The sequence below is a fragment of the Rhodococcus sp. T2V genome (assembly GCF_029269925.1).
Lineage (GTDB): Bacteria > Actinomycetota > Actinomycetes > Mycobacteriales > Mycobacteriaceae > Rhodococcus_F > Rhodococcus_F koreensis.
The window spans coordinates 1-590 of the sequence record NZ_JARJBD010000363.1 but is presented as its reverse complement, the minus strand read 5'-3'; the positions used below and the strand labels follow the sequence as shown (position 1 = coordinate 590).

Genomic DNA, 590 nt, shown 5'->3' with positions numbered 1-590 from the left:
GGAGGAGTTTGCGGTCGCCGGTGACGGTGTCGAGTCGGTCGTAGCGGACCTTCGCCAGCACCGGGTACATCATGATGAGCAGGCCGAGGGCGATCGGCAGCGAGATGCCGTCGATTTCGACGGCGCCCAGGGTGTCGCCGAGGCCGGGGATCGTCCGGCCCAGGAGCAGGCCGGCGACCATGGCGACGCCGATCCACACCGGCAGGAACCGGTCGAGGGTGGAGAGCTTGCCGACGACGGCCGGGTGCTCGGTGGTCGGGGCCGCGCTCATGCCGGGGCCTCGGCGCACGTGGGAGACGGCACGACCGGTCCGCCCTCGGTGAGCAGTACCGCGGACAGTTGCTGCAGGGCTGAGGGGATCACCCAGTAGTACACCCAGGTGCCGCGGCGTTCGCAGTCCAGCAGTCCGGCCGAGCGCAGCACCTTCAGGTGATGGGAGATCGTCGGCTGCGACAGGTCGAACGATGCAGAGATGTCGCACACGCACGCTTCGCCGCCGGCGTGGGAGGCGATCAACGACAGCAGGCGAAGGCGTACCGGGTCACCGAGCGCCTTGAACATCCGCGCCAGATCGCCGGCCCAGTCCTCGG

Annotated in this window: 2 protein-coding genes; both read right to left on the bottom strand. The window is 69.7% G+C overall.

Going from position 1 to position 590, the window contains the following annotated elements; genetic code table 11:
- Nucleotides 1–271: arsenic resistance protein (locus P3H15_RS54390; protein ID WP_369426243.1), on the bottom strand; the 271-nt coding region annotated here is incomplete at its 3' end.
- Nucleotides 268–590 (bottom strand): helix-turn-helix transcriptional regulator (locus P3H15_RS54385; protein ID WP_276144884.1); only part of this gene is annotated, 323 nt, incomplete at its 5' end. The genes P3H15_RS54385 and P3H15_RS54390, both read right to left, overlap by 4 nt.